This is a genomic window from Helicobacter pylori (assembly GCF_014496965.1).
In the GTDB taxonomy this organism is placed as follows: domain Bacteria; phylum Campylobacterota; class Campylobacteria; order Campylobacterales; family Helicobacteraceae; genus Helicobacter; species Helicobacter pylori_CZ.
This window is the reverse complement of record NZ_JACTCR010000002.1, coordinates 1-17,376: the sequence shown is the minus strand read 5'-3', so window position 1 is coordinate 17,376 and position 17,376 is coordinate 1. Positions and strand designations below refer to the sequence as shown.

The 17,376-nt window shown below is 38.0% G+C and carries 21 protein-coding genes and 1 tRNA gene; 8 read left to right on the top strand and 14 right to left on the bottom strand.

The features are described from left to right. Positions 1-73: 73 nt before the first annotated feature. The 9 genes from H7O61_RS01110 to H7O61_RS01070 all read right to left on the bottom strand — a co-directional run bounded on the left by H7O61_RS01110 (position 74) and on the right by H7O61_RS01070 (position 5,756). Complete coding sequence (locus H7O61_RS01110; protein WP_187874887.1) at positions 74-634, bottom strand: hypothetical protein; 561 nt, start codon at positions 632-634, stop codon at positions 74-76. Further along, complete coding sequence (locus H7O61_RS01105) at positions 618-956, bottom strand: hypothetical protein (protein WP_079354951.1); 339 nt, start codon at positions 954-956, stop codon at positions 618-620. The genes H7O61_RS01110 and H7O61_RS01105 overlap by 17 nt, the downstream gene beginning before the upstream one ends. Positions 957-1,141: 185 nt before the next feature. Then, complete coding sequence (locus H7O61_RS01100) at positions 1,142-2,044, bottom strand: SEL1-like repeat protein (RefSeq protein WP_079340575.1); 903 nt, start codon at positions 2,042-2,044, stop codon at positions 1,142-1,144. Positions 2,045-2,330: 286 nt separating this feature from the next. Further along, positions 2,331-2,735, bottom strand: coding sequence for a Holliday junction resolvase RuvX (ruvX, locus tag H7O61_RS01095; RefSeq protein ID WP_079295303.1), 405 nt, complete (start codon positions 2,733-2,735; stop codon positions 2,331-2,333). Continuing rightward, positions 2,732-3,532 (bottom strand): DNA-processing protein DprA, encoded by an 801-nt coding sequence (dprA, locus tag H7O61_RS01090; protein WP_187874885.1) that lies wholly within the window; start codon positions 3,530-3,532, stop codon positions 2,732-2,734. The genes ruvX and dprA overlap by 4 nt, the downstream gene beginning before the upstream one ends. Before the next feature lie 6 nt (positions 3,533-3,538). Then, positions 3,539-3,772: a cell division topological specificity factor MinE gene (gene minE, locus H7O61_RS01085; protein ID WP_000051414.1), complete on the bottom strand. Its 234-nt coding sequence runs from the start codon at positions 3,770-3,772 to the stop codon at positions 3,539-3,541. Continuing rightward, positions 3,769-4,575, bottom strand: coding sequence for a septum site-determining protein MinD (gene minD, locus H7O61_RS01080; RefSeq protein ID WP_001019055.1), 807 nt, complete (start codon positions 4,573-4,575; stop codon positions 3,769-3,771). Before minD ends, minE begins: the two co-directional genes overlap by 4 nt. Positions 4,576-4,599: 24 nt before the next feature. After that, complete coding sequence (gene ilvC, locus H7O61_RS01075; RefSeq protein ID WP_187874884.1) at positions 4,600-5,592, bottom strand: ketol-acid reductoisomerase; 993 nt, start codon at positions 5,590-5,592, stop codon at positions 4,600-4,602. An 87-nt stretch (positions 5,593-5,679) separates the two neighbouring features. Beyond that, a tRNA-Arg gene (locus H7O61_RS01070) sits at positions 5,680-5,756 on the bottom strand. 84 nt (positions 5,757-5,840) lie between these two features. On the opposite strand from H7O61_RS01070, the gene H7O61_RS01065 reads away from it, so the two are divergent. Together H7O61_RS01065 and H7O61_RS01060 are read left to right on the top strand one after the other, a co-directional pair. Then, a complete protein-coding gene (locus H7O61_RS01065) occupies positions 5,841-6,623 on the top strand; it encodes an NAD+ synthase (RefSeq protein ID WP_187874883.1) in 783 nt (260 codons plus the stop codon). Further along, a complete protein-coding gene (locus H7O61_RS01060) occupies positions 6,620-7,558 on the top strand; it encodes a tetraacyldisaccharide 4'-kinase (RefSeq protein ID WP_187874882.1) in 939 nt (312 codons plus the stop codon). The genes H7O61_RS01065 and H7O61_RS01060 overlap by 4 nt, the downstream gene beginning before the upstream one ends. Here H7O61_RS01060 and pseH read toward each other — a convergent pair. The 4 genes from pseH to flgH are packed head-to-tail and all read right to left on the bottom strand — an operon-like array spanning position 7,491 to position 10,313. Then, complete coding sequence (gene pseH / locus H7O61_RS01055; protein WP_187874881.1) at positions 7,491-8,033, bottom strand: UDP-4-amino-4,6-dideoxy-N-acetyl-beta-L-altrosamine N-acetyltransferase; 543 nt, start codon at positions 8,031-8,033, stop codon at positions 7,491-7,493. The two genes, H7O61_RS01060 and pseH, sit on opposite strands and share 68 nt — an antisense overlap. Continuing rightward, positions 8,030-8,902, bottom strand: a complete 873-nt coding sequence (locus tag H7O61_RS07950; RefSeq protein ID WP_231623813.1) for a CMP-N-acetylneuraminic acid synthetase — start codon at positions 8,900-8,902, stop codon at positions 8,030-8,032. The genes pseH and H7O61_RS07950 overlap by 4 nt, the downstream gene beginning before the upstream one ends. Next, positions 8,893-9,582, bottom strand: a complete 690-nt coding sequence (pseF, locus tag H7O61_RS07945; RefSeq protein ID WP_187874880.1) for a pseudaminic acid cytidylyltransferase — start codon at positions 9,580-9,582, stop codon at positions 8,893-8,895. The genes H7O61_RS07950 and pseF overlap by 10 nt, the downstream gene beginning before the upstream one ends. A 17-nt stretch (positions 9,583-9,599) precedes the next feature. After that, positions 9,600-10,313, bottom strand: coding sequence for a flagellar basal body L-ring protein FlgH (flgH, locus tag H7O61_RS01040; RefSeq protein WP_187874879.1), 714 nt, complete (start codon positions 10,311-10,313; stop codon positions 9,600-9,602). 136 nt (positions 10,314-10,449) lie between these two features. Between flgH and H7O61_RS01035 the strand changes: the two genes are divergently transcribed. Next, positions 10,450-11,187, top strand: coding sequence for an outer membrane protein (locus H7O61_RS01035; RefSeq protein WP_001259609.1), 738 nt, complete (start codon positions 10,450-10,452; stop codon positions 11,185-11,187). 7 nt (positions 11,188-11,194) lie between these two features. On the opposite strand, the gene H7O61_RS01030 is transcribed toward H7O61_RS01035, so the two are convergent. Beyond that, complete coding sequence (locus H7O61_RS01030) at positions 11,195-11,737, bottom strand: phospholipase D-like domain-containing protein (RefSeq protein WP_000932510.1); 543 nt, start codon at positions 11,735-11,737, stop codon at positions 11,195-11,197. Between the two features lie 145 nt (positions 11,738-11,882). Here H7O61_RS01030 and chePep point away from each other — a divergent pair, with 145 nt between their 5' ends. The 5 genes from chePep to H7O61_RS01005 all read left to right on the top strand — a co-directional run bounded on the left by chePep (position 11,883) and on the right by H7O61_RS01005 (position 17,044). Beyond that, on the top strand, positions 11,883-13,463 hold the full coding sequence (gene chePep / locus H7O61_RS01025; RefSeq protein ID WP_187874878.1) for a chemotaxis regulatory protein ChePep: 1,581 nt from the start codon (positions 11,883-11,885) through the stop codon (positions 13,461-13,463). After that, on the top strand, positions 13,456-14,076 hold the full coding sequence (gene gmk / locus H7O61_RS01020) for a guanylate kinase (protein WP_000551229.1): 621 nt from the start codon (positions 13,456-13,458) through the stop codon (positions 14,074-14,076). Before chePep ends, gmk begins: the two co-directional genes overlap by 8 nt. A gap of 69 nt (positions 14,077-14,145) precedes the next feature. Then, the gene (gene tatA, locus H7O61_RS01015) at positions 14,146-14,385 is read left to right on the top strand and encodes a twin-arginine translocase TatA/TatE family subunit (RefSeq protein WP_187874877.1); all 240 of its coding nucleotides are present in this window, start codon (positions 14,146-14,148) and stop codon (positions 14,383-14,385) included. A gap of 2 nt (positions 14,386-14,387) precedes the next feature. Beyond that, complete coding sequence (gene argS, locus H7O61_RS01010) at positions 14,388-16,013, top strand: arginine--tRNA ligase (protein ID WP_187874876.1); 1,626 nt, start codon at positions 14,388-14,390, stop codon at positions 16,011-16,013. Between the two features lie 275 nt (positions 16,014-16,288). After that, positions 16,289-17,044 carry a HugZ family heme oxygenase gene (locus H7O61_RS01005; protein ID WP_000934618.1) on the top strand — a complete coding sequence of 252 codons (756 nt, stop codon included), beginning with the start codon at positions 16,289-16,291 and terminating at the stop codon, positions 17,042-17,044. Positions 17,045-17,376 lie beyond the last annotated feature (332 nt).

Below are 17,376 nucleotides of genomic sequence, written 5' to 3'. Positions count from 1 at the left end.
GTTTTCTGCGCCCTTTAAATAAACCCTCTTGAATGTTTTCTTCGGTCAATAAGCTAAAGCGCTCCACACTCTTTCAATCCCCCTTATCCTTTCTAGCTTTCAATTCCTCTTGTTTTTTAAGAATCATTTCTTCGGTAATACTAGAAAGCTTGTCTTTATGGTTTTCATCATTAGAATCTTCTTTGTGGTGGGACTCTTCTTGTTTTTTTGAAATGATTTCTTCGGCGATGCTAGAGAGTTTTTCCGCATTTTTGGTGTCTTTGTAGTTGGAGCGGTTTTTTAAATTCTCTCTGATTTGCCTTTTTCTTTGAATGAGCGCAAACATTTTTTGGCTGAATTGGTAGCATTTGCGCGCGCTTATGACAATCACGCCCCACTTGATTAGTAAAGCGATTAAAAGCCAAATAAAAGAGCTAGAAGTGTCCAATAAAAACTGGCGCACATCGCTATAAACCCAAATATCCACTAAAATAACCAACAGAGTGATCAAAATAGAAAATACAATGCTTTTAAACCTAAAAAGCCACGCCACTATCACAAACCCTCTCGTGTGCCTGTGGGCTAACAGCCAACGCTCATTCTTTTCGCTAAAAAAATTCATCAAACCAGAAATTACGCTATTTTTCTTGTTCATTGTCGCCCTTTTCCCAAACTTCTTTAAAATGCTTGGTGGTTTTTTCTTGTTTTTCTTTCAATTCTTTAGCGTGGATTTGCTCTAACAACCTTTTTTCTTCAGCTTCAAACATGATTTTTAATTCTTCTTCATTAAAATCGCTCAGTTGCATATTCTCTTTTATCAAGCGTTTTTCCACGATTTTAACCGCTTGCTCCCTGATTTTTTGAGATTTTTCTTTAAAAAGCACTCGTTTGGTTTTTTGAAACGCTTCATTAGAATTTTTGTGGATCGTTTGTTTGCAAAAATCTAAAAAATCCTTGACTTGATGCATAATTTTCATGGTTATCCGTTTTTAAAGAGTTTTTAAGACTAATGACCCTTAAAAGGATACCAAAAAAAGATTAAAACTCCCTAGTAAATGTCTTCTTAAAAGAATAGGTGGCATTTTGGCGATGCTCTTAACCCCCTAAAATAGGGCTTTTGCGGGATAGTTTCTAGGTGAGGCTATCGCATGTTTTTTGTCCCTTATTTCAATTCTTTGAGTATCTCGCATGCCTTTTGACTTCCTAATTTGCAGGCTTTAGAGTAAAATTGAGCGGCTTTTGTTAAGTTTTTTTCCACCCCTTGACCATATTCATACAGCATTCCTAAAGCACCACACCCAAAACTATTATTTAACTCACAACCTTTAGAGTAAAATTGAGCGGCTTTTATTGAGTCCTGTTTCACCCCATCCCCACTTCTATATAGATCCCCTAAAAAACTACACCCCCAACCATTATTCAAATCGCATGCTTTAGAATAAAGATAAGCGGCTTTTATTAAGTCTTTTTCTACGCCTTCCCCATAATAATATAACGCCCCTAAATCCTTACACCCCAAACCATTATTCAAATCGCATGCTTTAGAGTAAAATTGAGCGGCTTTTGTTAAGTTTTTTTCTACGACTTGATCATTTTCATACAGCATCCCTAAAGAACCACACCCCCTACCATCTTTCAAATCGCATGCTTTAGAGTAAAATTGAGCGGCTTTTGTTAAGTTTTTTTCCACCCCTTGACCATATTCATACAGCATTCCTAAACTACCACACCCCCCACTATTATTCAAATCGCATGCTTTCTCAAACAGAGCAAGAGCTTTTTTAAAGTCTTTTTCTACTCCTTCTCCATAATAATATAGACGCCCTAAATTAAAACACCCATCACCATCTTTTAACCCACACGCTTTAGTGTAAAGTTGAGCGGCTTTTATTAAGTTTTTTTCTACGCCTTTTCCATCATCATATAGATCCCCTAAAGCACCACACCCCCCACCATAGTTTAAATTACAAGCTTTTTCAAAGTATTTTTTAGCTTGAGTAAAATCTTTCGCTTCACTACTCTTTACACCCAAATCAAAAAGCTCTTCAGGGTTTGGCTCTGCCATTAACCCCCCCCCCCCAATAAACACACAACACAAGCATAAAACCCTGCAAATAGCCTTTTTGAAACTTTCTAACATGACGCTCTCCCTTTTATTAAAAAATTTAGACTTTATTATAATCAAATATTGATGACTAAAACCTTTTAATTTTCATAAATGGGGTTTTAGTTGTTTTGTTTTACAATAAAAATCATAAGGAGATAGGAATATTTTGCGTTTAATCCCCCTAACCCAAAAAGAGTGCTTGTAAAAAATACCTTTGAGCATTTTTTATATTAGAACTTTATCCCTAATGATTTTTTAAAACCTGCTGGCAATAGCGCTCTAAAATCCTACAAGCGCTCAAAGAGTCTAACCGGCCGTCTTTGGTAGCGAGCCGCTTATTTTTCTTACCCAAATGCTCTAAATTATCATAAGCTTCTATACTAGAGTTATCTTCATTGATAAAAACGATTTCGCCCTTAAAATCTACAAGCTTGATAAAATGCTCAATGCGGGCGTGGGTGTCCGCATAGCTTTCATTGGGTTTGCCCACCACTAGCACTTGAATGTTTTTTTCCCTCAATAAATCGCTCAAATCCCTAGAGGCCTGATTCCTGTTGTGGCGTAAAATCGCTTCTAAAGGCAAGACAACGCCGTTTAAAAGCGCAGCGATTCCAATGCGTTTTAGCCCCACATCGCACGCTAAAATCACGCTAACACCACAATGTGATTGATGCGCTTGATCTTACCCAACAGCTCGTATTCTAAAAGCTTATCCCCAAATTTGAGATACGCTTCTTCATAGCTAGGGTTTTTCGCACAATATTCTAAAAATTCATCTTTCATTTCAGGCATTTCTTTTAAATGGTGGTCTTTTAAAAGGGTGTTTATAAAATTTTGAATATTAAATATCCCTTGAGCCTGCCCTTTTTCTAAAAGCTCATTAGTGCCGTCGCTCTCATTCAGGCGTTGGGGTAAAACAAACAAGGGTTTTTGGTATTTCTGGGCTAATCTCGCGCTGCTCATAGAGCCGCTTTTTAAATCCGCTTGGGGGATAATGACCGCATCGCTTAAAGCGATCACCAGGCGGTTTCTCGCTAAAAAAGAGCCTTTAATGGGCATGAAATCCTTTTCATATTCGCTTAAAATCAAGCCGTTTTGCGCGATTTCTTGGATCACTTTATGGTTGTTCGTAGGATAAATGAAATCCAAACTGCAAGGCGAAAGCATGATCGTTTTTGGCAAGGCGTTTTCTTGAGCGATAATATCCACGCCTAACGCTCCCCCGCTCACAATAACCGCGCCATTTTTAGCAAGCTCTCTGGCTAGAGTGATCGTGTGTTGCTTGCTGTAAGGGGTGGGTCTTCTTGTGCCTATGATCGCCACTTTTAAAGGCGTTTCTAAAAGCTTGGTATCGCCCACACAATAGAGTTTTTTAGGGGGGTCTTTGAGAATGTCAAAGGCTTTAGGGATATCCTCTAGCGTGCTGTATTGGAAATGGCTTTTCATTTTAAACTATTTAGGCAATATAATTTCTACTTCAATCGTTTCCACGCTCTGGTTGCTATCAAGGGTTTTGAAATGGATGTCTGAAGATTTAGTGTATTTTTGAATGACGGCAATGATTTCTTTACGCATCTCTTCCATGTAGGGTAAATTTAAGGTGCGCTCTTTGGCTAGAATCAATTTTAATCGGTCTGTTGCGGTAGCCGCGCTCCCTTTGTTTTTAAAAAAATCAAACAAACTCATGAAAATATCCCTTTTAACGCGCTAAAAAAACCTTTTTTAGCCTTAAATTCCACATATTCCACTTCTTCGCCTAAAATCCGTCTGGTGATGCGTTGGTAAGCCTTCGCGCTCTCGCAGTCCGTGCGAATCACCGGCTCGCCCTTGTTGGTCGCTGAAATGATATGGCTGTCTTCAGGAATGATCCCAATTAAAGGCAAGCACAAAATCTTAAGCACTTCTTCTATAGAAATCATCTCGCCATTTGCCACTAATTCAGGTTTTAAGCGATTGATTATTAAATGCTTATGCACTTCTTCGCCCCTTTTGGCCCGATTAGACTTCGCGTCAATAATGCCAATCACCCTATCGCTATCCCTTAAGGAACTCACTTCCGGCGTTACCACCACTAACGCCATGTCCGCATGCAAAATCGCATGCTCAAAACCGCTTTCAATCCCAGCCGGTGAGTCAATCAAAATATAGTCAAAATCCGCCCTTAAAGCGTTGATCAAAATCGCTACTTTTTCCTTATCTAAAATATTTTTATCCTTACTTTGTGAGGCCGCTAAAAAAGAAAGGTTTTTAGTCTTTTTATCCGTGATCAAAGCCTGCGAAAGGTTGCAATTTTTTTCCATCACATCCACCACATCATAAACAATGCGATTTTCTAAGCCTAAAATCATGTCCAAATTCCTAAGGCCTATGTCAAAATCAACCGCTACGACTTTTTTACCGCTCTCAGCAAGTCCGATCGCTAAATTAGCCGTCGTGGTGCTTTTGCCCACGCCCCCCTTGCCTGAAGTGATAGTAACTACTATTGCCATATTTATTCCTTTTATTTTAATGATTTATTTTTTATGGTTGAATGGGGCGCGTAAAATTTCCCCAATTTGTTCTATTTTCGTCTCTTTAAGGGCTTTCCTCTCTGTGTTTAACCTGGGGTAATTCAAGCTCTTTTCTAGTAAAAAATCCTTAGCGAACGAGCCGTTTTGAATCTTTTTTAAAATTTTTTGCATGCGTTTTTCTAGCAGATTTCCCATAGGTTCTCTAGCTTTAATCGCCCCGAATTCAGCGGTGTTAGAAATGTGTTTCCTTAAGCCCTCTACCCCCTTATAATGCAATAAATCCGCCACTAATTTCACTTCATGCACGCATTCAAAATAGGCTAATTCTTCAGGGTATCCTGCCTTAATTAAAGTTTCAAACCCCATCCTCACAATCGCTTCTAACCCCCCGCACAAAACCGCTTGCTCGCCGAATAAATCGCTCTCGCATTCTTCTTTAAAGCTCGTTTCTAAAACCCCCATTCTCCCTCCGCCCATCGCTTTGGCATAACTTAAAGCCACCGCTTTAGCGTTATTTTTTGAACTTTCTTGCTCTATGGCGATCAAATGGTATAAGCCCCTATTTTTAAGGTATTCTTCTCTTAAAGCGCTCCCTGGCCCTTTTGGCGCGACTAAAATCGCGCCCACGCCTTTTGGAATAATGACTTGATTGAAATGCACGCTAAAACCATGAGCAAAGCCTACAATCTGCCCCTCTTTTAAAAAAGGGATCACTTCTTTTTCTAACACTTCCTTATGCAATTCATCCGGAAGTAACGCCATGATCACATCCGATTGTTGGACTAATTCCTTGACTCCTAGCACCTCAAAACCCTCTGCCTTTGCTTTTGAAACGCTCAAACTCCCTTGATACAAGCCAATACGCGCCTTTACTTTAGAGTCCCTCAAATTGAGTGCTTGGGCTTCTCCTTGTGCGCCATAACCAATAATGCCCACTTGTAAGGATTGGATAACGCCTAAATCAATGTCTTTATCATAATAAATGGGTAATGCCAAAATCAAATCTCCTAGCGTGTTTAAGCAAGTATTTATTTTACCATAATGGGAGCGATAATGTTTAAAAACATGCAGAATGTTAAAAAATGGTGTGCTCGGAGGGATTCAAACCCCCGACCTACAGGACCGCAACCTGTTGCTCTATTCAGCTGAGCTACGAGCACTTTTAAAGGAGTGAAACGATAATTATAGCAAGAAAAACTAATTTTTCACTTAAGCAGTGCGTTTTTTCTATTATAATTTAAGGCATGCAAAAAGATTACCAAAAACTCATCGTTTATTTATGCGATTTTTTAGAAAAAGAAACGCAAAAACGCGGCTTTAAAAAAGTCGTTTACGGGCTGAGCGGGGGGCTAGATAGCGCGGTCGTTGGGGTGCTGTGCCAAAAGGTTTTTAAAGAAAACGCCCATGCCCTTTTAATGCCCTCTTCAGTTTCCATGCCAGAAAGTAAAACAGACGCCCTAGATTTGTGCGAAACATTTTCTATCCCCTATACAGAATATTCTATCGCTCCCTATGATGCCATCTTTGACTCTCATTTCAAAGACGCAAGCCTTACTAGAAAGGGGAATTTTTGCGCAAGATTACGCATGGCTTTTTTATACGATTATTCTTTAAAAAGCGATTCTTTAGTCATCGGCACGAGCAATAAAAGCGAAAGGATGCTAGGCTATGGCACTTTATTTGGGGATTTGGCGTGCGCGATTAACCCGATTGGGGAATTATTTAAAACCGAAGTTTATGAACTCGCTTGCCATTTGAATATCCCTAAAAAGATTTTAAATAAGCCCCCTAGCGCGGATTTATTTGTAGGGCAAAGCGATGAAAAGGATTTGGGCTATCCTTATAGCGTGATCGATCCTTTATTAAAAGATATTGAAGCGTTATTCCAAACAAAGCCCATCCATTTAGAAGCGCTCACTCAATTGGGTTATGATGAAATTTTAGTGAAAAGCATCATAAGCCGTGTCCAAAAAAACGCTTTCAAATTGGAATTACCCACTATCGCCAGACGATTTAACCCTAAATGAAAAGCGATAAACCCTTTTTAGAACGCTATTTTTATGACCCCACTCTTTTACAAAAGGGGTTGATTTTTGCGCTCTATCCTTTTTCTTTAATTTATCAATGCATTGCCACAATTAAACGAAAAACCGCTAAAAAGCATGATTTTAAAATCCCCATTATCAGCATAGGCAACTTGATCGCTGGGGGAAGCGGTAAAACGCCCTTTATTTTAGAAATCGCTCCAAGATACCAAGAAGTGGCGGTTGTTTCTAGGGGGTATCAACGGGATTCTAAAGGCTTGGTGGTGGTGAGCGTTAAAGGAAATATTTTAGTTTCTCAAAAAACAGCGGGCGATGAAGCCTATCTTTTAGCCTTAAATTTAAAACAAGCGAGCGTGATTGTGAGCGAAAAAAGGGAGCTAGGCGTTTTAAAAGCCCTTGAATTAGGATCAAAAATCGTGTTTTTAGACGATGGTTTTAGGTTTAATTTTAACCAATTCAATGCGCTTTTAAAACCCAAAGTCCCCCCCTACTACCCCTTTTGTTTGCCTAGCGGGTTGTATAGAGAAAGTATTAATAGCTATAAAGAAGCCCATTTAGTCGTTACAGAAGATAAGGATTATAAAAGAATCACCTCTATCGCCCACCCCACCAAACGCATGCTTTTAGTAACGGCTATCGCTAATCCTAGCAGGCTTGATGCGTTTTTACCCAAAGAAGTGGTTAAAAAATTGTATTTTAGAGACCATGCCCCTTTTGATTTGAATCTTTTAGAAAAAGAGTTTTATCAAAATAACGCCACTTCCTTATTGGTTACTTCAAAAGATCGCGTCAAATTACAAGATTGTAAATTGCCTTTAAGCGTGCTGGATTTAAAACTAGAAATTTGCCCTAAAGTTTTAGAAGAGATTGATCACTATATCCTTTCTTATCCTTGTAATACAAAAGAACGTCTATAAATTCCTTATCTTTAGAGATAAAGCCTTTCAAACGCCCCTCTAACTCATAATGGTTTTTCTCATAAAAAGCGATCGCTTTATGATTAGTCTCCATCACTTCTAAGTGCAAAGAATTTAATTGAAACTCTTCAAAAGCGATGCGTTCTAAGGTTTTTAAAATAGTCCCCCCCTTATTTTTCAAAAAAGGGTTTTTATAAATCCCCAAATACCCATGCTTATGAAAAAAATTGATTTTAGTGATAGAGCCAACCCCTAAATAAACGCCCTCTTCTTTAAACAAAAAATAGCGGTGGCTAGGCGAATTTTTTAAATCTTCTATGAATTGCAAATGCGTTTTTAAAGAAATAAAAGCGCTATACATCCATAAGGCAGTGTTTGGGTGGTTGCGAAACTCTAAAACCAACAATTTTTCTTCATCGTTTAAACGCACAAAATCAATCGCTTGGATATTTTTATAAGAATAATTTTTTTTCAAATTTCTAAAAACTCCCTTAATGCGCCCTCTAATTCACCCCCAAAGGCTAGGGTTTTTGCCCAAGCTTGATCTTTTTGAATTTGTAAATTTTCAAAATCTTTAGCCAGAGTTTTTAAACTCGTTTGTTTGAAGATGCCTGAATTCTCAAATTCTTGGCTTTGAACGATCTGATTAGAAGCGATGGGAAGGATAAGAGAGGGCGTTTGAGAAAGGGCCAATTCATAGAGAGTTTGGCCCGCAGCGCTAATAGCGCAAGCGCAAAATTTCATCAAAGAACTGAACTCTAAAGGGCTTAAAGGGCTGTAATAGCGCGTGTTTTTGGGAGGGTTTTTAGGCGTATAAGGTGAAATGATATGCAAATGCATGCCCTTATTTTCTAAAATTTTGACTATCTCTTCAAGCGTTTTTTGCTCGCTCCCCCCTAGAGTGATCAACACTTCTTTATTTTCTGTATTGATAGGGCGCTCATAAACAAAACGAATATCAACAGGGTAAAATTCCGCCCCCAAATAATACTGATAATCTTTTGATAAATAATGGTAGTGTTTTAAAGCGTTCAGCGTGAAATTCATGATCTTAGTATTTTTGGGGTAAAACCCCTTAGCATGCTCTTTATCTTCTATGACCATAAGGCTTTTGGCTTTTTCTTTTAAAAGATAAAAATCCTTTGAATTTAAACAATAGCTGTCTGTAATCAAAAAATCATCATTGCCAACACCCTCTAAAAAAGCGCTTATATTATTGCACTTATATAGATAAAGATCCGCTTTGACCCCTAATTTTTCTATACAAGAAAGGATTTTTTCACAACGCCTCACATGCCCTAAACCGCTTGTTAAAAAATAATCGCACAAAATTTTTACTGGCATGCGTTTTTCAAACGGCTGTATTTGAGCTTGGCTAATTCTAAATCTTCTAAAGTGTCAATATCTTGGACTTCTAAGGGCGATAATTCTAAAGCGATAGAATTTGGGCTAAAAATAGGCCGCATTTCTTTAAAGGCTTGAGCCTTCCCCATATAAAACAATCCTGCGTCATGATAGAGCGTTTTTAAATCTTGCGTGCGCGTGTTTAAATGCTCTTTAAACGCCATTTGAACGCCGTTTTCAAGGCTAAAAGAACGATAGGGCGAAGCGCTAAAGGGAGAGCATGTGAAAACATAATCCGTATTTTGATTGTGTTTTAAAGTTTCAAAAGCGTTTCTTAAATGCTTTTCTTGTAAAAATACTGAAGTGCCATACAAATAACACGCAATATCTTCATCTTTTAACTTTAATTCTTTCATGTGGTAGGCCATCACTTCTAAAGTCGTAGCCCTGTCGTCCGCTAAAACTTTAGGGCGTAAATTCAAAAAACTCGCCCCATAATTTTTAGCTAAATGAACATACTCCATGCTATCGCTAGAGATAAACACCTTTTCAAAGAGCTTGGAATTTAGCGCCGCTTCAATGGGGTAAGCGAGCATGGGTTTATTGAAAAAATCAATAATGTTTTTATTTTTGATCCTTTTACTGGAACTTCTGGCTAAAACAATAGCGATCGCTCTCATGCTAGGCTTTGCTCTTTTTAATAAGGCATTTGGGTTTCCATCGCATCAGCAGCGAATTTCTTTTTATTGGAATCGCTCAAATGCCCTAAATTCGTGTATTCAATCTTAGCGTCGGCTAAAAACTTGGATTGGATGGTGTTATTCCTTTCAATATCATAAGGGCGGATCACCCCACTCACCTTAAGGATTTGCTTTTCCCCATCCACTAACACTTCCTTATTCCCATAGATGAAATAATTCCCGTTTTCTAGCACTTTAATGATTCGAGCGCTCAATACAATCTCTAAATCTTCGCTCTTTTTTTGCGAGCCACCGCCTTTAAAATTCGTGTTATTGCTGGATTTGGTGAAATTGTAATTATTTTTATCGTCTAAATACTGCGCTTCTTTTTTCTTTCTTTCATCTAGCCCGTTATAAGTGAGCCTTGGAGGCGTGGAATTACCCCCTGAAGCGCTTTTATAATCTTTAGAGCTAGAATAATTCGCGCTCGCTTTTTCAGAGACAATGATTGTGATCAAATCGTTAGGCTTCATCGCCCTCCTGTCCGCAAATAAAGGGCGCTCACCCTGCCCAAACAAACTCCCTAACTTGTTCAATTCAGGGATAAATTCTTTAGAGGGGGTTTCTTCTACATAATTAGGAGGGTTAAAATCAATTTCTGGCTCATTGGCTGATGCCATGCTGAATATAACGCCAAACGCAACAGCCCCTAAATAAAGCACTTTTTTCATCCACTAGCCTTACTTTTGAGTTATTTTAAGCCCTAAATTATACTCTCTTATAAAGAATAAATGCTTAATTTTGAGTAAGTTGTTGTAAAATTTAGATCTCTATAATAAAATAAAACTTACTTGCAGGAGATAAAATTTGAGAACCTTGTTAAAAATGTTGGTTGGTGTGAGCTTACTAACACACGCTTTAATGGCTACAGAAGAAAGCGCTGCCCCTTCTTGGACAAAAAATTTGTATATGGGATTCAATTACCAAACAGGTTCTATCAATTTAATGACTGATATTCACGAAGTTAGAGAAGTTACTAGCTATCAAACCGGTTACACCAATGTAATGACTAGCATTAATAGCGTTAAAAAACTCACTAACATGGGTTCTAATGGGATTGGCTTAGTCATGGGCTATAACCACTTTTTCCATCCGGATAAAGTCTTGGGTTTGCGCTATTTTGCTTTTTTAGATTGGCAAGGCTATGGCATGAGATACCCTAAAGGCTATTATGGGGGCAATAACATGATCACTTATGGCGTGGGCGTGGATGCGATATGGAATTTCTTCCAAGGGAGTTTTTATCAAGATGATATTGGCGTGGATATTGGCGTTTTTGGGGGGATTGCGATTGCTGGGAATAGCTGGTATATTGGTAATAAAGGGCAGGAATTATTAGGCATCACCAATAGTAGTAGGGTTGATAACACCTCTTTTCAATTCCTCTTTAACTTTGGTTTTAAAGCTTTATTCGTAGATGAACATGAATTTGAAATCGGGTTTAAATTCCCCACTCTTAACAACAAATACTACACCACCGACGCGCTTAGGGTTCAAATGCGTAGGGTTTTTGCCTTTTATGTGGGGTATAATTACCACTTCTAAAGGGTTTTTAAAACCCAACGCAGCCTTCTAGCATCTTTTGATAATAACTCTTGGCTTTGAGAATCGTCTCTGTGTCATCGGTTTTTAGAAGCACTTCATAATTGTTTTCAAAAGCGTTTTTGCTCCAATTCGCTGAGCCTAAAAACACGATCTTATCATCAATGATCGCCACTTTTTGGTGCATGATGCCGTAATAATTCCCGTTTTTAGCCTTAAGCCCTTTTAATAAGCACACTTTCGTGTTAGGGTATTTGTCTAAATAGCCAATAGTGGATTGCTTGTTATTGTGATTGCTTTCATAATCATAAATGATTTGCACCTTAATCCCCCTACTCGCTACGCTTTTAATGGCTCTTGCAATATCTCTGTGCGTGAAACTATAAATAGCGATTTTCACGCTCTCTCTAGCGCTGCTAATCCCAGAAATTAAAGAATTGAGAGCGTCTCTTTGCTCATAAGGTAAGACAAATAAGCTGTTTTTAGCTTGCAAAACTCCTAAACAGCTCACTAACACACCCACGCCAACGATTTTTTTAAACTTGTTTAACATCAAATGATCCTTATCAATAATGCGATAAAAATAACCAACCCAGTGGATTTTTGACTGTATTTTTGATTATAATAAAAAATTTAAAAAAAGCGATGAAAATTGATAGGCTGAAAAAGCGTTTCTTGTAAATTAAGGAGTCCCTAAAATGAAAATGATTCTATTCAACCAAAACCCCATGATTGAAAAGCTGCTTGAGAGTGTTTCTAAGAAATTAGAATTATCTATAGAAAATTTTAACCACTATCAAGAGTTATCCGCATACCTTAAAGAAGATCCAGAATGGCTTTTGATAGCCGATGATGAATGTTTGGAAAAACTAGATCAAGTGGATTGGCTAGAGTTAAAAGAAACCATCTCTCAAAATAAAAACAGCGTGTGCATGTATAAAAAGGGTAATGAAACGCAGCCCTTTTTAGAGGGCTTTGAGATGAAAATCAAAAAGCCTTTTTTACCCACTGAAATGTTGAAAGTCTTTCAAAAAAAGCTTGGCTCTAACGCAAGCGAGCTAGAGCCTAGCCAGAATTCAGACCCAACTCAAGAAATTTTAGAAACCAATTGGGATGAGTTGGAAAATCTAGGCGATTTAGAAGCCCTAGCCAAAGAAGAGCCTAACAACGAAGAGCAATTGCTCCCCACTTTAAACGAGCAAGAAGGAGAAACTCTTAAAGAAGAAACGCAAGAAGAGGTTAAAAAAGAAGAAGTTAAAGAAATGCAAGAAGAAATTAAAGAAAAAGAAAAACAAGAAGTTGCAGAAAACCCCCAAGATGAAGAAAAGCCCAAAGATGATGAAACGCAAGGGAGCGTTGAAACCCCCAAAGATGAAGAAGTTTCTAAAGAATTAGAAACGCAAGAACAAGTAGAAACCCCTAGAGAAGAAATACAAGAACAAGAGCCAATCAAAGAAGAAACGCAAGAAATTAAGGAGGAAAAACAAGAGAAAACACAAGATTCCCCAAGCGCGCAAGAATTAGAAGCCATGCAAGAATTAGTCAAAGAAATCCAAGAAAATTCTAACGACCAAGAGAATAAAAAGGAAAACCAAGAAAACCAAGAAAACCAAGAAACCCAAGAAAACACAGAAACACCGCAAGATATAGAAACGCAGGAATTAGAAATTCCTAAAGAAGAAACACAAGAAGTTGCAGAAAAAACACAAGCGCAAGGATTAGAAAAAGAAGAGATTGCAGAAATCTCCCAAGAAAAAGAAACACAAGAAACCCCACAAGCCCAAGATGAAACACCCCAAGAATTAGAAGTCCAAGATGAAAAACCCCAAGAAAACGAAACCCCCAAAGATGAAAACATGCAAGAAAGTGCGCAAAATTTACAAGAAAAAGAAACCCAAGAAAAAGAAACGCCACAAACCCAAGATGAAACGCCCCAAGAAGACCATTACAAAAGCATTGAAGACATTCCTGAGCCGGTGATGGCTAAAGCGATGGGGGAAGAATTGCCCTTTTTGAATGAAGCCGTTGCAAAAACCCCTAATAATGAGAACGACACACAAACCCCTAAAGAGAGCGTTACAGAAACCTCCAAGAATGAAAACGCCACACAAACCCCGCAAGAAAAAGAAGAAAGCGATAAAACTTCCAGCCCCCTAGAATTGTGCTTGAATTTGCAAGACTTATTAAAAAGCCTGAATCAAGAGTCCTTAAAAAGCCTTTTAGAAAACAAAACCTTAAGCATTAAAATCACTTTAGAGGATAAAAAACCTAATGCATAATGATTTTAATTTACTCATCCTTTCAGGCCCTAGCGGAGCGGGTAAAAGCACCCTTACAAAGTATTTGCAAGAAAAAATCCCAAAAACCCATTTTTCCCTTTCTACCACCACACGAAAACCCAGAGAGGGCGAAGTTGATGGCTTGCATTACAATTTTGTCAGCGAAGAAGAGTTCAAACAAGGCATAGAAAAAGGGCAGTTTTTAGAATGGGCGATCGTGCATAACCACTACTATGGCACTTCCAAAATCCCTGTAGAAAAAGCCTTAAAAGAGGGCAAAATCGTCATTTTTGATATTGACGTGCAAGGGCATGAGATCCTTAAAAAGCATTACCCCAACGCATGCTCTGTGTTTATTAGCACCAAAAACCAAGAGATTTTAAAAGAGCGCTTGCTTTTAAGGGGGACGGATTCTAAAGAGACGATAGAAAAACGCTTGATCAACGCTTATAAGGAAATGCAGTGCTTGGAGAGCTTTGATTACCTCATCATCAATGAAGATTTGGAAAAATCCAAAGAAATCATCTTAAGCATCGCAAAAACTTTAGTCCATCGCTTAAAAGCGTTTAATTTTGAAAAAATATGCAAGGCTTGGAAAAACGAATCCTTATAAAACCTATCAATTGTTTTTTAAAAAAGCTATAATTCAAAGAAAACCAACCAATAGTTTAAGGAGTAAAATATGGGTGGATTCACAAGCGTATGGCATTGGGTCATTGTTTTATTAGTGATTGTGTTGTTATTTGGGGCTAAAAAGATCCCAGAGTTGGCTAAGGGTTTAGGCAGTGGGATTAAAAATTTCAAAAAAGCCGTGAAAGACGATGAAGAAGAGGCTAAAAACGAGCCAAAAACCCTAGACGCTCAAGCAGCACAAGCCAAGGTGCATGAAACTAGCGAGATTAAAAGCAAACAAGAAAGTTAAACATGCACACTCTCATTAAGGGCGTTTTAGAAGAGATTTTAGAAGAAGAAGTCATTATTGAATACCCTAAAGACAGAGAGCATGGGCATTACGCTACGCCCATTGCTTTCAATCTCGCCAAAGTTTTTAAAAAATCGCCCTTAGTTATCGCTGAAGAGTTAGCCCTTAAAATCAGCACGCATGAAAAAACTCAAGGGCTTTTTGACAGCGTAGTGGCTTGTAAGGGCTATATCAATTTCACGCTTTCTTTAGATTTTTTAGAGCGTTTCACCCAAAAGGCTTTGGAATTGAAAGAACAATTTGGCTCTCAAGTTAAAAGCGAATGTTCTCAAAAAATCTTTTTAGAATTTGTGAGCGCTAACCCTACAGGGCCTTTACACATAGGGCATGCTAGAGGGGCGGTGTTTGGCGATAGTTTGGCTAAAATCGCTCGCTTTTTGGGGCATGAAGTTTTGTGCGAATATTATGTTAATGACATGGGATCTCAAATCCGCTTGTTAGGGCTTTCTGTATGGCTCGCTTACAGAGAGCATGTTTTAAAAGAAAGCGTAACTTACCCAGAAGTCTTTTACAAGGGCGAATACATCATTGAAATCGCTAAAAAGGCGAACAACGATTTAGAACCAAGCCTTTTTAAAGAAAACGAAGAGACTATTATTGAAGTTTTAAGCGACTACGCTAAGGATTTAATGCTTTTAGAAATTAAAGATAATTTAGACGCTTTAGGCATTCATTTTGATTCCTATGCGAGCGAAAGACAAATTTTTAAACATAAAGATGCGGTGTTTGAACGATTAGAAAAAGCGAACGCCCTTTATGAAAAGGATTCTAAAATCTGGCTCAAATCTTCACTCTATCAGGATGAAAGCGATCGGGTGCTCATTAAAGAAGATAAGAGCTACACTTATTTAGCCGGCGATATTGTCTATCATGATGAAAAATTCAAGCAAAACTACACCAAGTATATCAACATTTGGGGGGCAGACCACCACGGCTATATCGCTAGAGTGAAAGCCAGCCTTGAGTTTTTGGGCTATGATTCCAACAAGCTTGAAGTCTTGCTCGCTCAAATGGTGCGCTTACTCAAAGATAACGAGCCTTACAAAATGAGTAAAAGAGCGGGTAATTTCATTTTGATTAAAGATGTGATTGATGATGTGGGCAAAGACGCTTTAAGATTTATTTTTTTAAGCAAACGGCTTGACACGCATTTAGAATTTGATGTCAATACTTTAAAAAAGCAAGACAGCTCAAACCCTATTTACTATATCCATTACGCTAATTCACGCATCCACACCATGCTAGAAAAATCGCCTTTCTCTAAAGAAGAGATCTTGCAAACCCCTTTAAAAAATTTAAACGCCGAAGAAAAATACCTGCTTTTTAGCGCTTTAAGCTTGCCTAAGGCGGTTGAATCTTCTTTTGAAGAATGCGGCTTGCAAAAAATGTGCGAATACGCAAAAACCCTCGCTTCAGAATTCCACCGCTTCTATAACGCCGGTAAGATCTTAGACACCCCTAAAGCGAAAGAGCTTTTAAAAATTTGTTTAATGGTGAGCTTGAGTTTAACTAACGCCTTTAAACTTTTAGGTATAGAAATCAAAACCAAAATTTCCGCTAAAGATTGAATCCAGCCCTGTTTTAATGGAATTTAAAAAATGCTTTAAGTATTTTTTACAATTAAAATTATAAAGGGGCTTGATTTTAATCAAGTGATAGTTTCTTAAAAAGGCGGTCTTCTTGGGTTAGGGGGTTTTTTAAGGGGGTTAAAGGGGATATTATCGCAAAATGCCCCCTATCCCCTTAAGGAAAATTTTAAAATAAAGCGGTCAAAAGATTAAGCTCAAAATTAGTTTTTTTGATTACAATACTCTCATTATTTTTAAAAAATAAGGAGAATATTTTGCTTAATCGTATTATAGAACACATGAACGCTAATCATGTAGAAGACATGAAAGGCTTGTTGAAAAAATTCGGGCAAGTCCATCACGCTGAAAATGTCGCCTTTAAAAGCGTGGATCCTCAAGGCATTGTGATTGGTTATAACAACAATCAAACTTTAAGGATTGAATTTAACCACGAAGTTAAAGACCCCAAAGACTACAAAAACGCTATCATTGAATTGTGTCAAAGCGTGGAAAAAACCCATGATCTAAAAGGCGTGGAAGAAGAAGTTAAAGCCTTTAGAAAAGACTTTGATTCTGTTTGTTTAGCGACCTTGCACCCTAATGGGCATGTGGTATGCTCTTATGCGCCTTTAATGACAGATGGCAAACAATACTACATTTATGTGAGCGAAGTGGCTGAACATTTTGCGGGTCTTAAAAACAACCCCCACAATGTGGAAGTGATGTTTTTAGAAGACGAGAGCAAGGCTAAATCAGCTATTTTGAGAAAGCGCTTGCGTTATAAAACCAACGCTCGTTTTATTGAAAGAGGGGCAGAGTTTGACAAAGCGTTTGATTCTTTCATTGAAAAAACCGGCGGTGCTGGGGGCATTAAAACCATTCGCACCATGCAAGATTTCCATTTGATCGCATTGGATTTCAAAGAAGGGCGTTTTGTGAAAGGCTTTGGTCAAGCTTATGACATTTTAGGCGACAAAATCGCTTATGTTGGGGATAAAGGCAACCCACACAATTTCGCTCATAAGAAATAAATTTTCATTTAAAGCCATTTAGGAAGATTTCCCAAGTGCCTTGGCACTTGGGATAAATGGTGTCATAAAAATCTGATTAACGCTCTTTATTTTCTACCACTCTTTGATGTTGTAGGGTTAGCTTTTTTATAATGAAAGCAAAAAATTTACTTTATTGATTCAACCAAAACACTTACTTGCAAAGCTCTTATTTTCTATTTCTAGTAAGGTTTTCCTAATCGATCGCTTCTCTTTGAAAAAGCGTTGGAGTTTTATATGCTAAAACACCCATAAACCAATAGCGGGCAAAAAACGAGAGGATATTTAGGGTTTTGATAATGAAAAATCAAAAA